The sequence below is a fragment of the uncultured Aquitalea sp. genome (assembly GCF_945957525.1).
In the GTDB taxonomy this organism is placed as follows: Bacteria; Pseudomonadota; Gammaproteobacteria; order Burkholderiales; family Chromobacteriaceae; genus Aquitalea.
Window position 1 is genome coordinate 99,592 of record NZ_CAMFLA010000002.1, and the last position, 16,698, is coordinate 116,289.

The following is a 16,698-nucleotide window of genomic DNA, read 5'->3' on the forward strand; positions in this document are numbered from 1 at the left end:
GTTAAGGGTTGTTGTGTGTGATGTTATACAGTAACATTTGAGACGAATTATCAATGGAGCGAACCCGCATGGAGCGAGACGTCTACCTGCAGTCGGCCGAAGCGCATTGTGAGCGGCTGGGTTGCAAGCTCACGGCGCTGCGCCGGCGCGTGCTGGAGCTGGTGCTGGAGTACGACGGCGTGGTGAAGGCTTACCAGGTGCTGGCCGATCTGCAAAAAGAGCGCGGTGTGGCCGCGCCGCCTACCGTGTACCGCGCGCTGGATTTTTTGGTGGAGCAGGGCTTGCTGCACCGGGTGGACGCGCTGAACGGATTTGTCGTCTGCAATCATTTCGAGTGCAGCCATGAGAGTCTGATTCTGGTGTGCGAGGACTGTGGCCGCGTGGAAGAACTGGACGCAGGGCAGGGCCTGGCCGCCGTTCGCGACGCCGCCGGCGCGGTCGCTTTCAACATCAAGCCGCAGAATCTGGTTCTGGCCGGCACTTGCAGAGCATGTCACGCATGAAAAAAACCATCGTCAACCTGTTTACCGGTTTTCTGGGCGTGGGCAAGACCACGGCCCTGCGCCACTTGATCGCCAATCGCCCGGTCAATGAGAAATGGGCGGTCATCGTCAATGAGTTTGGCGAGGTGGGCATAGACGGCGCGGCCCTGATGAACGACGAACTGCCGGTGGCGGAAATCGCCGGTGGCTGTCTGTGCTGCGTGGCCGGCCCGCAAATGACCGCTACCGTGGCCACCCTGTTGCGCCGCGAGCGGCCGGACCGTCTGTTGATCGAGGCCAGCGGCCTTGCGCATGCCGCCGGCGTTATCGATGAGCTTCGCACGCCGCCGCTGGGCGATGCTTTGGAAGTGGGCGCGGTGCTGACGCTGGTGGACCCGCGCCAGTTTGTCAACCCGGATTATCTGCGTCAGCCATTGTACCGCGATCAGGTGGCCATTGCCGATGTGCTAGTGGCCAACAAGGTGGACATGGCCGATATGGAGACGCTGCAGGCCTTCCGCGAACAGGCGGGCAAGCTGTTTCCGCCCAAGTCGAGAGTGGCGGAAGTGCTGAATGGCCAACTGCAGGCGGACTGGCTGAATGACGCAGTCACCCTCAAGCCGCGCTACCGCCCGGCCGTGCCGGTGGATGCCGCCAGTCAGTGGGATTCACAAGGCTGGACCTTCCCGCCGGAGCAATCCTTCAGCGGTGAGGCCTTAACGCAGTTTTTTGATGGTTTGCCGAAGGCGGTGCCGGGGTTGGTGCGAGCCAAGGGCGTGTTTCGCGTGCTGGATACCTGGGTGTGGCTCAACTGGGCTGAGGGTCAGTGGGGTGCCAATCAGGTGTCCTGGCGGCGTGACAGCCGTTTCGAGCTGATTGCCGGCGCTTTTGACGCCGAAGCCATCGAGCGCGAACTTCAGGCCTGCTTCGAGTAAGGAACGGACATGTCGCAACATCAGCATCAACACGGCCATGACGATCATGGCCATCATCATCACGAAGCGCATCAGCATCTGACATCGTCCAATTTCCGCATGCCTTTCAGCTTGCTGGCGATGTCGGTGGCGGAGCGCTTGTTGCTGTCGGCCGCCGGGCTGGGGGTGCTGTGGCTGGCCGTGCTTTGGGCACTGCGGGAGGCAGCATGAGGCTGGCGCTGGATAACGTCACGGTGTCCTATCAGCGGCATCCGGCGGTGCATCATGTCAGCGGCGGTTTTGCCATGGGCGAGGCTACCGCCATCTTCGGCCCCAACGGCGCCGGCAAGAGCACCTTGCTCAAAGCCATGGTGGGCGCGCTCAAGCCGGATCAGGGGAAGGTGACGATGGAGGGCATGAGCCGCAAGGATATCGCCTATCTGCCGCAGCAGTCGGAAATCGACCGCAGTTTGCCGGTAACCGTGCTGGAACTGGTAGCCACCGGTTTGTGGCACCAGAGCGGGCCCTTCGGCAAGCTTGGCCGGCCGGGCATGGGCCGCGCGCTGGATGCGCTGGAGCAGGTGGGGCTGGCGGATTTTGCGCCGCGCACCATCGCCGCCTTGTCCAGCGGGCAATTCCAGCGGGTGTTGTTCGCCCGCATCCTGTTGCAGGACGCGCGAGTAATCCTGCTGGACGAGCCCTTCAACGCGATGGACGCCAAGACAACGCACGATTTGTTGCAGCTGGTGAAGCGCTGGCAGCAAGAGGGGCGCACCGTTATCGCCGTGCTGCACGATGAAGAGCAGGTGCGGCAGTACTTTCCGCACACCTTGTTGTTGGCGCGCGAGGTGGTTGCCTGGGGCGATACCCGCAACGTGCTGACGGTCGACAAGCTGCGCCGCGCGGTGGAAACGGCGGCCCACTGGCAAGCGCGCGCGCCCATTTGTCAGACCGAAGGAGTCGAGGCGTGATGCAACATTTGTACGAACTGCTGGTGTCGCCCTTTGTCGACTTCGCCTTCATGCGCCGTGCGCTGGTGGGCTGCCTCGCGCTGGCGCTGGGCTCGGGGCCCATCGGACTGTTTCTGGTGATGCGCCGCATGAGCCTGATGGGCGACGCCATGAGCCATGCCGTACTGCCCGGTGCGGCGGTGGGCTTCATGCTGGCTGGCCTCAGTCTGCCGGCCATGAGTCTGGGCGGTTTCTTTGCCGGCGTGCTGGTGGCAGCGCTGTCGGGTCTGGCCACCCGCTATGCCGGGGTGAAGGAAGATGCCAGTTTTGCCGGCTTCTATCTGCTGTCGCTGTCCATTGGTGTGCTGCTGGTGTCCCGCAGCGGCAACAACGTGGACCTGATGCATATCCTGTTTGGCTCGGTGCTGGCGGTGGATGATGCCGCGCTGTTGCTGGTAGCCATTGTCGCCACCATTACGCTGGTGGCCTTGTCGGTGATCTATCGCCCCTTGCTGCTGGAAAGCCTGGACCCGGTATTCCTGCGTTCGGTAGGTGCGCGCGGCGGCATCTGGCACATGGCATTCCTGATGCTGGTGGTGCTGAATCTGGTGGCGGGTTTTCAGGCCTTGGGCACATTGATGGCTGTAGGCCTGATGATGCTGCCGGCCATTACCGCGCGGCTTTGGTCGGACAGCGTTGAGGGCATGCTGGCGGTGGCGGTAGGCGTGGCTTTTGCCAGTGGGCTTGGCGGCTTGCTGTTGTCTTATCACTTCGAACTCCCATCCGGGCCGGCCATCATCCTGCTGGCCGGGCTGGTGTACATCGTTTCCCTGCTGTTTGCGCCGGTAGGCGGTGCTTTGCCGCGCTACATCCGCGCGCGCCATCTCGAATCCTGAAAGGACTCTCATGAACAAGATTGCCTTGGGCCTGATGCTGGCCAGTTTGACCCTGCCCGCTTGGGCGGCGAAGTTGCCCGTTGTTGCCAGTTTCACTGTGGTGGCTGATCTCACCCGGCAGATCGGCGGGGATCGGGTGGATGTCTCCACGCTGGTGGGCCCGGATGGCGATGCGCATGTATTCCAACCCAGTCCGGCGGATGTGAAGCGCGTTGCCGGCGCCAAAGTGTTTGTGGTGAATGGCCTTGGCATGGAAGGCTGGATGACGCGTTTGACCAAGGCGTCCAGCTTCAAGGGTGTGCTGGTGGAAGCTGGCAAGGGCGTGAAAACCATCAAGGCGTCGGCCGAAGAGGGTGAGGGGCACGGCCATGACACCATGGACCCCCACGCCTGGCATGATCCGCAGCGCGTGCAGGTGTATATCCGCAATATTGCCGACGGCCTGATCAAGGCCGACCCCGCCGGCAAGGCGGAGTACGACAAGCGTGCGGCAGACTTCTCTGCGCGAGTGAAGCAGTTGGATGATTGGGCGGCCCAGCGCTTTGCCGCCGTGCCGTCCGCGCGCCGCAAGATGCTGACCACGCATGACGCCTTCGGCTATCTGGGCAATCGTTACGGCATTCGCCTGCTGGCCATTCAGGGCGTCAGCACCGAGGCGGAGGCCTCGGCCAAGGGCGTGGCCCAGTTGGTGCGGCAAGTGCGCAAGGAGCAGGTGGACGCCGTATTCATGGAAAACATGAGCGACAAGCGTCTGCTGGAGCAGTTGTCGAAAGAGGCGGGCGTGAAGGTGGGCGGCAAGCTGTATGCCGATGCGCTGTCGCCGGCCAAGGGTCCGGCCGCCACCTGGCAGGACATGTTCCGTTATAACGTGGACACGATTCTGAAGTCGGTAAAGTAAGCCCGGTGGCTGAGCGTTGCGCCCCTCGCTCAGCAAGGGCAAGGGCGCTCGGCTAGCCCAGCGCCAGTGTCGCCAGCCGGTAAACTCCCATGCCGGCCACGGCCAGCCCCGCGATCAGCCGGACTGGCCGTTTTTGCATCCAGAGGCGCAAGGTGTCGGCGAAAACGCCCATCAGCAGCAGATTGGGCAATGTGCCCAAACCAAAGGCCAGCATCATCAGCGCACCTTGGGGGGCGGAGCCGGTAGCCAGAGCCGACAGGGATGCACTGTAGACCAGACCGCAGGGCAGCCAGCCCCATAGCGCGCCGGCCAGCAGCGCGGCTGGCCAGTGGCGGATGGGGAGCAGTCGGGCGGTAAGTGGCTGGATGCGGCGCCACACTGGGCGGCCCAGCGATTCCATGTTGGTGATGGCGCGGGAGAGCCCCGCCAGGTACAGGCCCATGGCGATCAGCATCAGGTTGGCCAGCACCAGGAGCGCAGTTTGCGCCGGGTTTGCCGCCAGCAGGGTCAGCCCGGCCCCGGCGAGGCCGGCCAGCAGCGCGCCGATCAGCACATAACTGCCGATGCGGCCGGCATTGTAGGCCAGCATGATGGTCCAGCGACGCTGATGAGGAGGAAGGTTGAGCGTCAGCGCGGCGACAATGCCGCCGCACATGCCCATGCAATGGCCGCCGCCGAGCAGGCCGGCAAGGAAAACCACCCAGAAGCTGGTTTCGATCATTGGCGTGTCTGTTGTGTAAATCCCTATTCTAACAGAGGGTGCCACAGGACAGATTGCCTCATTTTTCAGCGAAAATTGACAAGGTAATGTCGTGAAAGAGCCAAATTCTGTTTGGCATTTCGTTTGCTGTGCATCTAGAAAAAATATAGGCAAGTTCCGATCGTTCTATCTGGTAAAACAGATTGATACCTCGGAAAATGCACAATCGTTTCGGCAACAACGGGGACGGCCAAGCATAGGCCGCGTTGCCGGAATTTCAAAAGTGTAACGACCAAGATGGAAAACTGGGGAAACAGTGAGGAAACCAATGGCCAAGTATTTGACGCTAGAACGCCTGGGCCAGTCAGCAATCATTACCATCAACAACCCTCCTGCCAATCTGTGGAATCCCGACAGCCTGCGTGAGTTGGCAGTCATCGTCCGGGGTTTGCATGACGACGCGACTGTGCGTTCCGTGGTGATAACCGGCGCTGGCGAGGCCTTTTTTTCGGCAGGCGCTGATCTGAAGCTGTTCACAACTGGCGACCGCGAAACTGCGGCGGCCTTTCTGGATGCCTTCCACGATGCTTTTGCCGCGATTCGCGCTTATCCGGGCGTAACCGTGGCCGCCATTAACGGCTATGCGTTGGGCGGCGGTCTGGAGTGCGCGCTGATGTGCGACTACATGGTGGCGGAGCGAGGAGCGCGGCTGGGTTTGCCCGAGGGCAAGGTAGGCTTGATTCCCAGTGCTGGCGGCACCAAGACCCTGGCCGACAAGGTAGGGCGCGCATGGGCCAAGCGCATCGTGCTAGGTGGCGAGATTGTAACGGCGGAGAAGGCTTTCGAGATTGGCCTGGTCGAAGAGATTGTCGATTCCGGGTTTGCCAAGATAGTCGCCGTCAGCCTGGCCAACAAGGTGAGCGCGCAGGGGCCGGAGGCCGTGAGCGCTGCGCATGCCTTGATCGATGGCAGCGCTGAGCGAACGCTGGAAGCGCATCTGCAACTAGAGCGCGAAGCGGCGCTGGCCCTGATTGGCGGCGATGAGCAGAAAGAGGGCGTGGCGGCTTTTCTCGGCAAACGCGCGCCAAAGTGGGCGGATGAAGACTGAACAAAAAGGCCAGACCAACGGGGTAATAAAAAAAGGGATGCCGGATGGCATCCCTTTGTTTTTGCCGTGATCCGGATTATTGCTGGATCTTGGCCTGGGCTTTCAGGTCGCCCACGAATTTTTCCACTCGCGCGCCCATCAGGCGTTGCGCCAGTTGCGGCTTGGCCTCATCCAGCGACGGTACATTGCGCTGGGTGCGGATGCCGTCCAGCTTGATCACGTGCCAGCCGTACTCGGTTTTTACCGGGGTGGCGGTAACCTGACCCTTGCTCAGCTTGGCGAGGGCTTCGGCAAACGGGGCAACGAAGGTGCCCGGCTCTTGCCAGTCCAGATCGCCGCCGTTCTGCTTGCTGCCCGGATCAAGAGACTTTTCCTTGGCCAGGGTTTCAAAAGCCTTGCCCTTGCGCAGGGATTCGATGATGGCCTTGGCTTCAGCCTCGGTTTTCACCAGGATGTGGCGGGCGTGGTACTGCTTGGTTTCCGGTACGGAAGCTACCAGCTTGTCGTATTCGGCCTTGATCTGGTCGTCGGTAACCGGATTGGCTTTCTGGAAGTCCTTGATCACGCGATTGGCCAGCGCCATCGCTTGCATGTTTTCCATTTCGGCCTTGAAGTCCGGGGTCTTGTCCAGGCCCTTCTTCACGGCTTCCTGACGCAACACTTCGGCGGTGATCAGCTGATCCTTCACCATGTCGGCCATTTTCGGGTCGGCAGTCTGGCCTTGGCCTTGGTCCTGCATCATTTTCACCACGGCGTCGATGCGCGCCTGGGAAATTTCAGCGCCATTCACGGACGGACCGGCGGCGAAGGAGGAGGTGCTCAGGGCAACCAGCAGGGCGCTGGCCAGCAGGGTCTTGCGCATGTTTGATTCCTGTTCGTTCGTGTTGTCGGGTGTTGCTTACTGGATCTTGGCTTTGGCGCGCAGATCTTCCACGGCCTTGTTCACATACTCTTCCTGCAGTTGACGCAGGATTTGCGGCTTGACTTCGGACAGCGGCGGCAGTTGGGCGTCGCGGATCTCCATCACCTTGAACACGTGCCAGCCCATGCGGGTTTGCATCGGCTTGGTGGTGTATTGGTTCTTGCCCAGCGGCTTCAGCACTTCGGCCAGCGGTTGTTCCATGCGGGAGAGGTTGCCCCAGCCCATGTCGCCGCCGGTTTGCTTGGCGGATGGGTCGAGCGAGCGGGTCTTGGCCAGTTCTTCAAACTTGCCACCCTTCTTCAGCGCATCGATCACTTTTTGCGCCTCGACTTCGCTGCCTACGACGATCTGGGCGGCGTGAACGTCCTTGGTGCCGGCGAATTTGCCCTGGGTTTCCTTGTAGCGCGCGTCTACCTGCGCGTCGGAAATGTTGCTTTCCTTGATCAGGTCGGCAAACAGCGCTTCGCGCAGCATGTCCTGGCGCACTTCGTCCATGCGCTTGGTGAATGCGGGTTGCTTGTCCAGGCTGCGGCGCTGGGCTTCCTGCAGTACCAGTTCGCGGCTGACCAGCGTGTCTTTCACTTGCTGGCGAAGGGCGGGGGAGTCCTGGACGTTGCCGCCGCTGTTCTGGATTACGACGTTGACTGCGGCGTCGAGGTCGGCCTTGTCGATGGCTTTGCCGTTGACCACGGCGACGGATTCGGCCATGACCGGGAGGCTGATGGCGGAGGCCAGCAGCAGGGCTGCGATGCGAGAGTGCTTCATGTTATCCCCTGGTTATTTCTGCAATTCAGATTTCTTCGGGTGTCAGCGCGCGGATGGCCAGCGCGTGAACCCGGGTCTTCATCAACTCGCCCAGCGTGTCGTACACCAGGCGATGGCGCGCCACGCGCGAAAGCCCGGCAAAACGGCCGCTGACGATGGTGAGCGTATAGTGTCCGCCGCCGGAGCGGGCGCCGGCATGGCCTGCATGCTCTGCGCTGTCGTCATCGAGCTGGATGTGTTCGGGCGCCAGTGCGGTCAGAGCCTGCTCAAGCAGCGCTACGGTGTCGCTCATGCGGGAAAAACCTTGCGGAAAGGCTTGACGTCCACTTCGGCGTAGACGCCAGCGGATACATAGGGATCGGCGGCAGCCCAGGCTTGCGCGGCTTCGAGGGATTCAAACTCAGCCACGATCAGGCTGCCGGTGAATCCGGCCGGGCCGGGGTCGATGCTGTCGATGGCCGGGCAGGGACCGGCCAGCACCAGGCGGCCGGCTTCCTGCAGGGCTTGCAGACGGGCGAGGTGTTCCGGGCGCGCGGCAAGACGATTGGCCAGAGAGCCGGGGTGGTCCTTGCCATTGATGATGTACAGCATGTTTATTTCTTTTCCTCAATGTATTTGGAAAGGAACAGGCTTTGGCCGACGACGAACAGCACCATCAGTCCTAGGCCGCCGAACAGCTTGAAGTTCACCCAGATGTCGCGGTCGAAGTGGAAAGCGACAAACAGGTTGAGCGCGCCCATGCCGGCGAAAAATGCTATCCACGACAGAGTCAGCCTGCGCCATACCGGCGCAGGCAGTTCCAATTGCTGACCCATGAGCAGCTTGAGACCGTTGCGTCCGGCCAGCTCGCTGACCAGCAGGGCACCGCCCATCAGCCAGTACATCACAGTGGGCTTCCAGATGATGAAGCGATCGTCGTGAAAGATCAGTGTGGCCGCGCCCAGCAACAGGCAGATGCCCAGGCTGATCCACTGCATGGTGTCGATCTTGCGATGACGGATCCAGGTCCAGGCAAACAGGATGACGGTGGCGGCGATCAGAACCTTGGTGGCAAGGAAGATGTCGTGGTTGAGCCAGTATGCTGCAAAGAACAGCACAATGGGCAGGAAGTCTGTTAACAATTTCATGCGGCAGATTATGGGGGCAGCCTGCCGGCAATACAAGCCGCCGGCAGGAGAGAAATCAGGCTCAGGCCTTGCCTTGTTTGACGATGCTCATGGCGGTGGCCACCAGCGAACTGACGTCGGCGGCATTGGCCGGCAGCAGAATGGTGTTGCCTTCCTTCGCCAGTTGGCCGAAGGCCGCCACATATTGTTCCGCCACCTTCAGGTTGACGGCTTCGAGACCACCGTCCTGCTTCACGGCCCCCGCCACGCGGGCGATGGCGTCGGCGGTGGCGTCGGCCACCAGTCGCAGGGCTTCGGCTTCGCCCTGCGCCTTGTTGATGGCGGCCTGGCGCGAGCCTTCGGAGTTATTGATGGTGGCCTGCATTTCCCCCTGGGATTTCTGGATGGCCGCCTCGCGCGCGCCGGTTGCCAGGTTGATCTGCTCCATCTTAAGACCTTCGGACTGGGCGATGCGGGCGCGTTTTTCCCGTTCGGCGGTGATCTGCGCCTGCATGGCGTGCAGGATGTCTTGTGGCGGCACCAGATCCTTGATTTCGTAGCGCAGCACTTTCACGCCCCAATTGATGGCGGCTTCGTCCAGCGCGGCCACCACCGTCTGGTTGATTTCATCGCGCTCTTCGAAGGTTTTGTCCAGCTCCATCTTGCCGATGACCGAGCGCAAGGTGGTTTGGGCCAGCTGGGTGATGGCAATAATGTAGTCGCTGGTGCCGTAGGAGGCGCGCTGGGGGTCGGTAATCTGGAAGTAGAGGATGCCGTCCACTTTCAGTTGGGTGTTGTCGCGCGTGATGCAGATCTGGCTGGGCACATCCAGCGGGATTTCCTTCAGGCTGTGGCGATAGGCCAAGCGGTCGACAAAGGGGATGATGATGTTCAGGCCGGGCGTCAGGGTGGCGTGATAACGGCCAAGACGCTCAATGATGAAGGCGTGCTGTTGCGGTACCACCTTGACCGATTTGATGATGAAGACAAGGACGGCAAGAAAGAGAATAAGGGCGAATTCCATGGTCTAGCGTCTCTCCGGAGGCTGGGTGCTGAGAATGAAAAGGTTGCCGTCGCGGCGGATGATCCAGCCCTGTTCGGCGTCGGGCGCATCATGGCCGAAGCGTGCGTCCCATTCCGTGCCGCGATAGTGGACGCGCAACAGGCCGGTAGCGTCGCGTCGCAGAACGCGCACGCTTTGTCCGATATCCGGGTCGTCAAGTTCCGCAGAGGGGGATGGGAGCCGTCGTCGTTTCCACCAGGACACAAGGCAAACACCCGCCGCGCCAGCGATGCTGGCGGCAATGAATTGAGGGATGTCGCTCAGCCCGATCAGCGCGGCGAGGCCGCCAATGGATAAAGCCAGCGCTACCACCAGCAAATAGAATGTGCCGGTCATGAACTCGGCGATCAATGCGAACAGCGCGCCGACAAACCATGTGACGAGGGTCAAGTGGGTAATCCTGTCATGACAACCGGAATATTGTGCGGTAGTCGGCCGCGCGCGGCAAGGAAGGCCGGTGCCGGCGCTGGTTTTAGGTGTGGTCGATATCGGGCAGATAGTGCGACAGGCGGGCGGACGCTTCCGGGGCGAGCCAGAATTTGTCCAGCACCAGCCAGAGGGTTTCTGCAATCAGCGTTGCCGAGACGAGAAAGAGCGTCATGATTGTCGCTCCTGTGGTGGGTGATGATTTCAGACTAGACCGCGCAGCGGCTTTTGTCCTGTGTGGCGCGAGGCAAAAGGTTTACCATGCAGGCCGGTATATAAGAATTGTGTGACAGCTTGCATGTATCAATTGGCAGCGCCCTGCAAGGCGGAAATCGATATCAAGAAAAGCCGCTTTCTCGCCTATCTCTACCCGGTGGAAAACCGCCAGCAGGCCATGGCGCATTTGCAGGCCCTGCGCGAGCGCTACCCCGACGCCCGGCACTACTGTAGCGTTTTGCTCACGCAGGGGGATAGTATGCTGGACGACGACGGAGAGCCCTCCGGCACAGCAGCCAGGCCGATGTACAACGTACTGTCGCACAAGTCGCTGGTGAATGTGTTGGCCGTGGTCGTGCGGTATTTTGGCGGCGTGAAGCTGGGTGCCGGCGGGCTGGTGCGGGCCTATACCCAAGCAGTGAACGAGGCGCTGACGCAAGCCGTTTTGCAGCCGGTGGTGCTGATGGCGGTGATCGAGGCGCGGACGGGGTTTGCCGAAGAGTCCCGTCTGAGAAGGCATTGCGCCGACGCGGATGTCGTTGTGCTGGGCGCGCGGTACGGCGAGGATGTGGTGCTCACCCTGCAGTTGCCGGCGGATGCGATTGATAGCGCCACAAGCCGCTTGCGCGACCTGATGGCGGGTGATGTATATTTCATGACGGATGCAACTGTCGGGGGCGGCTGAAGATCAGCGCTTCGCTGGCTGCGGCGTTCAATACCGACTATCAAGAATGCAACTCCGGGACGTGCGACGCTTTGACGTCTGCTTTCCGGCTACAACGGGCAAACAGGGGAGAGGTTTATGTCGCAGCAGCAATTTCGACTGGTGACGCGCAGCGATTTCGACGGACTGGTGTGCGCGGTCCTGCTCAACGAGTTGGGCCTGGTGAACGACATCAAATTCGTGCATCCCAAGGATATGCAGGACGGCAAGGTGGAGATCAGTGATCGCGACATTACCACCAATCTGCCTTATGTGCCGGGCGTGCATCTGGCGTTTGATCACCATCTGTCCGAAACCCTGCGCAACAAGCAGCAGGACAATCACATCATCGACCCCGCTGCGCCGTCGGCGGCGCGGGTGGTGTACGACTATTACGGCGGCAAGAAAACCTTCCCCAGAATCAGCGATGAAATGATGGCCGCGGTGGACAAGGCCGATTCTGCGCAGTTTTCCCGCGAGGAAATCCTGAATCCGGAAGGCTGGGTGCTGCTTAACTACTTGATGGATGCCCGCACTGGGCTTGGGCGATTCAAGAACTTCACTGTCAGCAACTATCAGTTGATGATGGACCTGATTCGGTACTGCCGGGATCACAGCATTGATGAAATCCTGGCCCTGCCGGACGTGAAAGAGCGGGTGGATCTGTATTCGGAATACCAGGTGCAGGCCAAAGAGCAGATTGAGCGCTGCGCCAAGGTGTATGGCAATCTGGTGCTGCTCAATCTGCTGCGCGAGGAAACCATCTACCCGGCCAACCGCTTCTTGATTTATGCCCTGTTTCCGGAGTGCAATATCTCCATCCACATGATGTGGGGGCTAAACCGGCAAAATATTGTCTTTGCCTGCGGCAAATCCATTATCGATCGCTCCTCGCGCACCAATGTCGGCGCACTGATGCTGCAGTACGGCGGGGGTGGTCACGAGGCGGCCGGTACCTGTCAGGTCAATCTCGATCAGTACGAAGACATTCGCGACGAATTGATTTCCCGTATCCGCGCGCAAGGCTGAGCCTGTCCTGCCTGACAAAAGGTTGGCCGAAGCAATCGCTTCGGCCAACCTTTTTGTTTTGCGCAAGCGGCTTGCTTGTGGCTTCTCCGGCAGCCTGCGCCAGTCCGGTGAAGGTTCAGCCGCGCAACTGTTTCAGCAGCGGCAAGGCTTCGTGCAGATCGCGACAGACCGCCAGGGTGCCGGCGCTGTCTTCGCTGGTGGGAGTGAGGATGTCCGGCACCATGATGACGCGCATGCCGGCCGCTTGCGCCGCGCGCACGCCATATACCGAGTCTTCCAGTACGACGCATTGCGCGGGCGCCACATCCAGCAAGGCCGCCGCGGCCAGATAGATGTCCGGCGCGGGTTTGGTGTTGGCAACCTCGTCGCCGGCCACGGTATGGCGGAAGAAGCGCTGCAGCCCGGTGCGCGCCAGCTTCAGGTCGCACAATTCGCGCTGGGTGGAGGTGGCTACCGCCCGCGGCAAAACGGTGTCTTCCGCCCATTGCAACACATCGAAAATGCCGGGTTTCACGCGTAATTCGCCATGAGCGAGCAGGCGGCGATAATGGCGCCGGCAGCTTGCGCTCAGCGTTTCAGCGAGGGAGCGATCCTGAAAGTGCCCGGCAATGAAATCCACGCACTTGTGTACGGACAGGCCCACCATACCGAGGATGAGCGCCTCGTCGATGGGTTGGCCGACTTCCTCGGCCGCCAGGCGCCAGGCATCGCCGCTAACGCTTTCGGTGTCGATCATCAGGCCGTCCATATCAAACAACAGGGCGGTGAAGGGTGCTTGCATGGCTTGTCCTTGTGTACGGCTGCAGCCGCAGTGTGTGGTGAAGCAGTATGCCAGATAAATTGCCGGCTGCCGGCCCGGCGTCGCCTCGCTCTGGTATAGTGGGTCGTCCTACGCTCGATGGAGAGTCTGCGTGCAGTCCGTGTTAGTAGCCAACCCCAAGGGGGGCAGCGGCAAATCTACTTTGGCGACTAATCTCGCCGGGTACTTTGCCAGTTCCGGCCGCAAGGTCATGTTGGGCGACGTTGATCGTCAACAATCCTCACTCAGGTGGTTGGCCGAAAGAGACGCGGCCTTGCCGCCCATCGTTGGCTGGGAGATAGAGCCCGGCGCGCCGGCCAAACCGCCCAAGGGCACCGAGATGGTGATTCTCGACAGCGGGGCTGGTTTGCACGGCAAAAAGCTGGCGGCGCTGGTGTCCCGTGTGGAGCGCATTCTGGTGCCGATTCAGCCGTCTCCCTTCGACATGTGGGCGAGCGGAGAGTTTTTCGAGCAGCTGCTGGCGGAAAAGGCCGTGCGCAAGAACAAGGTTTTCATGGCGGTAGTGGGCATGCGGGTGGATCCGCGCACCCGCTCGGCCAAGGAGCTGGAACGTTTTCTTGAAAGTCACGATGTGCCGGTGCTCAGTTGGCTGCGCGACACTCAGCTGTATGTGCAGGCTGCCGCCAACGGTATGACCCTGTTTGATTTGCCCGCCTCCCGCACGGCCAAGGATCGCGAGGCCTGGAAGCCCATTTTGCACTGGTTGGGCGAGCCGGCCGCCACAGCCGTCGCGGCAGATTCCGGCAAAGACCCGGAGTGTTGGTTTGATAAATAATCTTCATGTGAAGAAATAATGCTTGACGCGAAGATAGTTGCAGCGTAGCTTGTATCCGTAATTGCGTGCGGCCCGGACGGGCGACGCAGGTACCACTGCACACGGGAGCCTATACGGCTCCCGCGTTTATTTGGGGCCCCTGTGTTTTCTTAATGAATCCGTCCGAAGGAATTACCGCATGATCAACACCGAACTCAACTATGGCGATGTTTACCTCGTCCCCAAGAAAACCATCGTGGATAGTCGCAAGGAGTGCGATACCTCGGTGCAATTCGGGCCTCGTCGTTTCGACATGCCCATCTATCCTTCCAATATGAAATCCGTGGTGTCCGCCGAAACCTGCGAGGCTTTTGCTCGTCTGGGGTGGTTCTACACCATGCATCGCTTCAATGTGGACGCCGCCGCGTTTACCGCGGACATGCAGTCCAAGGGCTTGTTTGCTTCCATCAGCGTGGGCGTCAACGAAGATACGCATGAGCAACTCAATGCGCTCAAGGCCGCGGGCCTCACGCCGGAATACATCACGCTGGATATCGCCAATGCCTGGTGCGTCAAGGCCGAGCGCATGATCAAGCACATCAAGCAAACCTTCCCCGGCAGCTTCCTGATTGGCGGCAACGTGGCCACGGCAGAAGCGGCCCGCGATCTGGAAAACTGGGGTTGCGACGCCATCAAGGCCGGCATTGCCGGCGGTCGCGTCTGCATCACCAAGAACAAGACCGGCTTTCATCGCCCGATGATCTCCACTGTGCGCGACTGTGCCTCTGCAGTCAGCGTGCCGGTGATCGCCGATGGCGGCATCGTGGAGCATGGCGACATGGCCAAGGCCATCGCTTGCGGCGCCAGCATGATCATGGCGGGCTCGCTGTTTGCGGGTTACGACGAGTCGGCGGGCGAAATCGTAGAAATCAATGGCAAGCACTACAAGGAGTACTTTGGCAGCGCCTCCCAGTTCAACAAGGGGGCTTATGTCAATGTGGAAGGCAAGAAAATCCTGGTGGAGTACAAAGGCAGCATTGGCAAATTGCTGCGCGAGTTGAAGGAAGATCTGCAATCGTCCGTCAGCTATGCAGGCGGTCGCGATCTGACCGCCTTGCGCGCCGTGCAGATGATTCAGGTGCATCGTTAAGCCATCTGGGCTGACAGACAAGAAAAACCCGCTGCGGCGGGTTTTTCATTTGCCGGAGTCAAAGGCTTGCGCTGGCCGCGGAATGTCTATGATGAAGTCAGTGAAAGCTTGTTAGAATGACGGGATTTGTATTTGCTTTTAAATAATTAAAAACTTTATAAGAAAATATATCAGATGAAGATCAATCTGCCTGTCACCACTACAGAGCGCATGGTCGACCCGGTCAATCCCATCGTTACCAAAACCGATGTGAAGGGCGCCATTACCTATGCCAACCGGGCCTTCATCGACATCAGCGGCTTCGAAGAGGCGGAGCTGCTGGGCAAAAACCATAATATCGTGCGCCATCCGGACATGCCGCCAGAGGCTTTCGCCGATTTGTGGGACACCATCAAAACTGGCAAACCATGGCGCGGGCTGGTGAAAAATCGCGCCAAGAACGGCGATTTTTATTGGGTGGAGGCTTATGTTACCCCGATCAGCGAGCATGGTCGCATTGTGGGCTACATGTCGGTGCGATCCGCACCGGAACGTGCCGAAGTCCAGGGGGCGGAGGCGCTTTACGCTGCCATTCGCGACAAGCGCGCCACTGTGCCGTCAACGCTGAAAAGCTATGCCAGTCGTTCGGATGTGCTGAAGATCGCCCCTTGGCTGGCTGGCGCCGGCAGCGTGCTGGCGATGGGCGCGCTGTTCTTGCCCGATACCATGCAGCCGTTGCGCGAGATTGTCGGCATGGCTGGCAGTGCGCTGGCGCTGGGTGCCGGTGTTTGGGGCTGGGTGCGGGTGTGTAAGGCCATGCATGTGCTGAATGACCGGTTTCTGGATTTGCGGGAAGGCCGGCTGGACCATGCCGTGCTGGTGCGAGAGGGCGGCTTGATTGGCCAGGTGTTGGCCTCGCTGGAAGCGATGCGCATTCATTTTCGTGCCACCATCGCCGATGTGATTCGCGCCGGCGGCGAAACCCACAAGCAAGCGGAGGCGCTCCGCATTGACATGCATTCTCTGGCGGTGCGCACGGGAGAGCAGCGTCACGGGCTGGATCAGATCAGCGTCAATATGGAGTCGCTCAGCATTGCAGTGCAAGAAGTGGTGAAGTTGGCCGAACGCAACCTGCAAGACTCCGCCGCCACTCAGCGTGTGGCGCAGGAGGGTAGGGAAACCATGAATGCCGCCACGCATGCGGCAGAGCGCGCGGTGGGAGTGGTCACCGAATCGCGCAATGCGATGGCCGAACTGGACGAAGCGATGAGTCGCATCCGCACCATGACCACGCTGATTCGTGAAATCGCCGATCAGACCAATCTGCTGGCGCTCAACGCCGCTATCGAAGCGGCCCGGGCCGGTGAGATGGGGCGCGGCTTTGCCGTGGTGGCGGACGAAGTGCGCAAGTTGGCCGAACGCACTACCAACACCACGGACTCCATTGGCGGCATCGTGGCGGAAATCGGCCGCATCACCCAGACCGCGGTGGGCAGCATGGATGCTACGGTGACCGAGGTGGGCGAGGTGAATGGTCAGATCGGCCTGTCTTCGGCCAACCTGCAGGGGCTGATCGAAGCCGCGCAGTCTTCCAGCCGACAGGCGGAAGAACTGGCGCAGGAGATGAGCAGCAAGTCCGACTCCATCAATGTGATGGCTGCCGCGCTTGAGCAACTGAACGCCCTGTCGGAACAAAATCAGGAAACCACTCACTCCGTGGGCGAGAGCGCACGTCATTTGGCGGATACGGCGCTGGATCTGGAGCATCTCACGGAAGATTTCCGCAAGTGGAGCACGCGCAACTGAGGTGCGGAGCC

22 protein-coding genes are annotated in these 16,698 nt (G+C 60.6%); 12 read left to right on the forward strand and 10 right to left on the reverse strand.

Going from position 1 to position 16,698, the window contains the following annotated elements; all coding sequences use genetic code 11:
- Positions 1-53 precede the first annotated feature (53 nt).
- Genes Q0P52_RS02220 through Q0P52_RS02245 form a run of 6 tightly spaced genes read left to right on the forward strand, consistent with a single transcriptional unit; the run spans position 54 to position 4,140 of the window.
- Entirely contained in the window at positions 54-503 is a 450-nt protein-coding gene (locus tag Q0P52_RS02220; RefSeq protein WP_293765541.1) for a Fur family transcriptional regulator, read from the forward strand.
- Positions 491-1,417, forward strand: a complete 927-nt coding sequence (locus Q0P52_RS02225) for a GTP-binding protein (protein WP_293765540.1) — start codon at positions 491-493, stop codon at positions 1,415-1,417. Before Q0P52_RS02220 ends, Q0P52_RS02225 begins: the two co-directional genes overlap by 13 nt.
- Positions 1,418-1,426: 9 nt before the next feature.
- Positions 1,427-1,627 (forward strand): hypothetical protein, encoded by a 201-nt coding sequence (locus Q0P52_RS02230; protein ID WP_293765539.1) that lies wholly within the window; start codon positions 1,427-1,429, stop codon positions 1,625-1,627.
- Complete coding sequence (locus Q0P52_RS02235) at positions 1,624-2,367, forward strand: ABC transporter ATP-binding protein (RefSeq protein WP_293765538.1); 744 nt, start codon at positions 1,624-1,626, stop codon at positions 2,365-2,367. Before Q0P52_RS02230 ends, Q0P52_RS02235 begins: the two co-directional genes overlap by 4 nt.
- The gene (locus Q0P52_RS02240; RefSeq protein WP_293765549.1) at positions 2,367-3,242 is read left to right on the forward strand and encodes a metal ABC transporter permease; all 876 of its coding nucleotides are present in this window, start codon (positions 2,367-2,369) and stop codon (positions 3,240-3,242) included. Before Q0P52_RS02235 ends, Q0P52_RS02240 begins: the two co-directional genes overlap by 1 nt.
- Positions 3,243-3,252: 10 nt before the next feature.
- A complete protein-coding gene (locus Q0P52_RS02245; RefSeq protein WP_293765537.1) occupies positions 3,253-4,140 on the forward strand; it encodes a metal ABC transporter substrate-binding protein in 888 nt (295 codons plus the stop codon).
- A 52-nt stretch (positions 4,141-4,192) separates the two neighbouring features.
- On the opposite strand, the gene Q0P52_RS02250 is transcribed toward Q0P52_RS02245, so the two are convergent.
- A complete protein-coding gene (locus tag Q0P52_RS02250) occupies positions 4,193-4,861 on the reverse strand; it encodes a sulfite exporter TauE/SafE family protein (protein WP_293765536.1) in 669 nt (222 codons plus the stop codon).
- Positions 4,862-5,168: 307 nt separating this feature from the next.
- Between Q0P52_RS02250 and Q0P52_RS02255 the strand changes: the two genes are divergently transcribed.
- The gene (locus Q0P52_RS02255; RefSeq protein ID WP_293765535.1) at positions 5,169-5,948 is read left to right on the forward strand and encodes an enoyl-CoA hydratase; all 780 of its coding nucleotides are present in this window, start codon (positions 5,169-5,171) and stop codon (positions 5,946-5,948) included.
- Positions 5,949-6,024: 76 nt separating this feature from the next.
- On the opposite strand, the gene Q0P52_RS02260 is transcribed toward Q0P52_RS02255, so the two are convergent.
- From Q0P52_RS02260 to Q0P52_RS02295, 8 genes are all read right to left on the reverse strand, one after another.
- Positions 6,025-6,810, reverse strand: a complete 786-nt coding sequence (locus Q0P52_RS02260) for a peptidylprolyl isomerase (protein ID WP_293765534.1) — start codon at positions 6,808-6,810, stop codon at positions 6,025-6,027.
- 36 nt (positions 6,811-6,846) lie between these two features.
- On the reverse strand, positions 6,847-7,635 hold the full coding sequence (locus Q0P52_RS02265; RefSeq protein WP_293765533.1) for a peptidylprolyl isomerase: 789 nt from the start codon (positions 7,633-7,635) through the stop codon (positions 6,847-6,849).
- A gap of 25 nt (positions 7,636-7,660) precedes the next feature.
- On the reverse strand, positions 7,661-7,927 hold the full coding sequence (locus Q0P52_RS02270; protein ID WP_293765532.1) for a BolA family protein: 267 nt from the start codon (positions 7,925-7,927) through the stop codon (positions 7,661-7,663).
- Entirely contained in the window at positions 7,924-8,226 is a 303-nt protein-coding gene (locus Q0P52_RS02275; protein ID WP_293765531.1) for a YciI family protein, read from the reverse strand. Before Q0P52_RS02275 ends, Q0P52_RS02270 begins: the two co-directional genes overlap by 4 nt.
- 2 nt (positions 8,227-8,228) lie before the next feature.
- Entirely contained in the window at positions 8,229-8,762 is a 534-nt protein-coding gene (locus Q0P52_RS02280; RefSeq protein ID WP_293765530.1) for a septation protein A, read from the reverse strand.
- A 61-nt stretch (positions 8,763-8,823) separates the two neighbouring features.
- Positions 8,824-9,765, reverse strand: coding sequence for a stomatin-like protein (locus Q0P52_RS02285; protein WP_293765529.1), 942 nt, complete (start codon positions 9,763-9,765; stop codon positions 8,824-8,826).
- A gap of 3 nt (positions 9,766-9,768) precedes the next feature.
- Positions 9,769-10,194, reverse strand: a complete 426-nt coding sequence (locus tag Q0P52_RS02290; protein ID WP_293765528.1) for an NfeD family protein — start codon at positions 10,192-10,194, stop codon at positions 9,769-9,771.
- Positions 10,195-10,276: 82 nt separating this feature from the next.
- Entirely contained in the window at positions 10,277-10,405 is a 129-nt protein-coding gene (locus Q0P52_RS02295; RefSeq protein WP_293765527.1) for a hypothetical protein, read from the reverse strand.
- Between the two features lie 123 nt (positions 10,406-10,528).
- Here Q0P52_RS02295 and Q0P52_RS02300 point away from each other — a divergent pair, with 123 nt between their 5' ends.
- Together Q0P52_RS02300 and Q0P52_RS02305 are read left to right on the forward strand one after the other, a co-directional pair.
- A complete protein-coding gene (locus Q0P52_RS02300; RefSeq protein ID WP_293765526.1) occupies positions 10,529-11,131 on the forward strand; it encodes a YigZ family protein in 603 nt (200 codons plus the stop codon).
- 117 nt (positions 11,132-11,248) lie between these two features.
- Positions 11,249-12,178 carry an exopolyphosphatase gene (locus tag Q0P52_RS02305; protein ID WP_293765525.1) on the forward strand — a complete coding sequence of 310 codons (930 nt, stop codon included), beginning with the start codon at positions 11,249-11,251 and terminating at the stop codon, positions 12,176-12,178.
- Between the two features lie 115 nt (positions 12,179-12,293).
- On the opposite strand, the gene Q0P52_RS02310 is transcribed toward Q0P52_RS02305, so the two are convergent.
- Positions 12,294-12,959 carry an HAD family phosphatase gene (locus Q0P52_RS02310; RefSeq protein ID WP_293765524.1) on the reverse strand — a complete coding sequence of 222 codons (666 nt, stop codon included), beginning with the start codon at positions 12,957-12,959 and terminating at the stop codon, positions 12,294-12,296.
- A 130-nt stretch (positions 12,960-13,089) separates the two neighbouring features.
- On the opposite strand from Q0P52_RS02310, the gene Q0P52_RS02315 reads away from it, so the two are divergent.
- From Q0P52_RS02315 to Q0P52_RS02325, 3 genes are all read left to right on the forward strand, one after another.
- Entirely contained in the window at positions 13,090-13,773 is a 684-nt protein-coding gene (locus Q0P52_RS02315; RefSeq protein WP_293765523.1) for a ParA family protein, read from the forward strand.
- 178 nt (positions 13,774-13,951) lie between these two features.
- Positions 13,952-14,902, forward strand: a complete 951-nt coding sequence (locus Q0P52_RS02320) for a GMP reductase (protein ID WP_293765522.1) — start codon at positions 13,952-13,954, stop codon at positions 14,900-14,902.
- A 174-nt stretch (positions 14,903-15,076) separates the two neighbouring features.
- A complete protein-coding gene (locus tag Q0P52_RS02325; protein ID WP_293765521.1) occupies positions 15,077-16,687 on the forward strand; it encodes a PAS domain-containing methyl-accepting chemotaxis protein in 1,611 nt (536 codons plus the stop codon).
- The last annotated feature ends 11 nt before the right edge of the window (positions 16,688-16,698 follow it).

Coding starts and splice junctions, on each gene's coding strand:
- Q0P52_RS02220 (WP_293765541.1), top strand. CDS start 54: ATGGAGCGAACCCGCATGGAGCGAGACGTCTACCTGCAGTCGGCCGAA.
- Q0P52_RS02225 (WP_293765540.1), top strand. CDS start 491: ATGTCACGCATGAAAAAAACCATCGTCAACCTGTTTACCGGTTTTCTG.
- Q0P52_RS02230 (WP_293765539.1), top strand. CDS start 1,427: ATGTCGCAACATCAGCATCAACACGGCCATGACGATCATGGCCATCAT.
- Q0P52_RS02235 (WP_293765538.1), top strand. CDS start 1,624: ATGAGGCTGGCGCTGGATAACGTCACGGTGTCCTATCAGCGGCATCCG.
- Q0P52_RS02240 (WP_293765549.1), top strand. CDS start 2,367: ATGCAACATTTGTACGAACTGCTGGTGTCGCCCTTTGTCGACTTCGCC.
- Q0P52_RS02245 (WP_293765537.1), top strand. CDS start 3,253: ATGAACAAGATTGCCTTGGGCCTGATGCTGGCCAGTTTGACCCTGCCC.
- Q0P52_RS02250 (WP_293765536.1), bottom strand. CDS start 4,861: ATGATCGAAACCAGCTTCTGGGTGGTTTTCCTTGCCGGCCTGCTCGGC.
- Q0P52_RS02255 (WP_293765535.1), top strand. CDS start 5,169: ATGGCCAAGTATTTGACGCTAGAACGCCTGGGCCAGTCAGCAATCATT.
- Q0P52_RS02260 (WP_293765534.1), bottom strand. CDS start 6,810: ATGCGCAAGACCCTGCTGGCCAGCGCCCTGCTGGTTGCCCTGAGCACC.
- Q0P52_RS02265 (WP_293765533.1), bottom strand. CDS start 7,635: ATGAAGCACTCTCGCATCGCAGCCCTGCTGCTGGCCTCCGCCATCAGC.
- Q0P52_RS02270 (WP_293765532.1), bottom strand. CDS start 7,927: ATGAGCGACACCGTAGCGCTGCTTGAGCAGGCTCTGACCGCACTGGCG.
- Q0P52_RS02275 (WP_293765531.1), bottom strand. CDS start 8,226: ATGCTGTACATCATCAATGGCAAGGACCACCCCGGCTCTCTGGCCAAT.
- Q0P52_RS02280 (WP_293765530.1), bottom strand. CDS start 8,762: ATGAAATTGTTAACAGACTTCCTGCCCATTGTGCTGTTCTTTGCAGCA.
- Q0P52_RS02285 (WP_293765529.1), bottom strand. CDS start 9,765: ATGGAATTCGCCCTTATTCTCTTTCTTGCCGTCCTTGTCTTCATCATC.
- Q0P52_RS02295 (WP_293765527.1), bottom strand. CDS start 10,405: ATGACGCTCTTTCTCGTCTCGGCAACGCTGATTGCAGAAACCCTCTGG.
- Q0P52_RS02300 (WP_293765526.1), top strand. CDS start 10,529: ATGTATCAATTGGCAGCGCCCTGCAAGGCGGAAATCGATATCAAGAAA.
- Q0P52_RS02305 (WP_293765525.1), top strand. CDS start 11,249: ATGTCGCAGCAGCAATTTCGACTGGTGACGCGCAGCGATTTCGACGGA.
- Q0P52_RS02310 (WP_293765524.1), bottom strand. CDS start 12,959: ATGCAAGCACCCTTCACCGCCCTGTTGTTTGATATGGACGGCCTGATG.
- Q0P52_RS02320 (WP_293765522.1), top strand. CDS start 13,952: ATGATCAACACCGAACTCAACTATGGCGATGTTTACCTCGTCCCCAAG.
- Q0P52_RS02325 (WP_293765521.1), top strand. CDS start 15,077: ATGAAGATCAATCTGCCTGTCACCACTACAGAGCGCATGGTCGACCCG.